Here is a 440-nt window from a genome sequence, read left to right on the forward strand (position 1 = left end):
ACTTAAGTCTTGCGGCTCTAACGTCCAATTGTTACCACTCTTAGTCGCATTAACCTCTCGCGTTTGTCCATTACGGTCTGTGAAGGTCACTTTCACTGTTTCAACGTCACTGTCTATCCCGTCAAGATTAACCTCGACTGCATTGACTTCATTGCCGTTGATAAGACTGTCAACAGGACTTACGGTTAAGTTGTCATCAACATCGGCATCAGTATCTAAGGTGAAGGTTAGAGAGCTTGAAGCCGAAACGTTGCCCGCACTGTCAGTTTGACGCACTTCAATGGTATTAGCGCCTTCAACAGCCGTTGGCTTTTCTGTGGTCCATTCACCATTATTAAGGCGATACTCCACCGTCGCGCCTGCTTCTACTGAGGCTTCGACTAAGGTGTATGCTCCCTTGTTGGTGATGTTATCGTCTGATGCTGAACCTGTGTCTTCGT

General features: G+C 47.0%; 1 protein-coding gene. It reads right to left on the reverse strand.

Annotated features, from left to right (window positions below; genetic code table 11):
• A partial coding sequence (locus AC1EU0_RS19195) for an Ig-like domain-containing protein (protein ID WP_480304381.1) occupies window positions 1-440 on the reverse strand: 440 nt, incomplete at both ends.

The sequence above is a fragment of the Parashewanella sp. 2210YD4-3 genome (assembly GCF_056591735.1).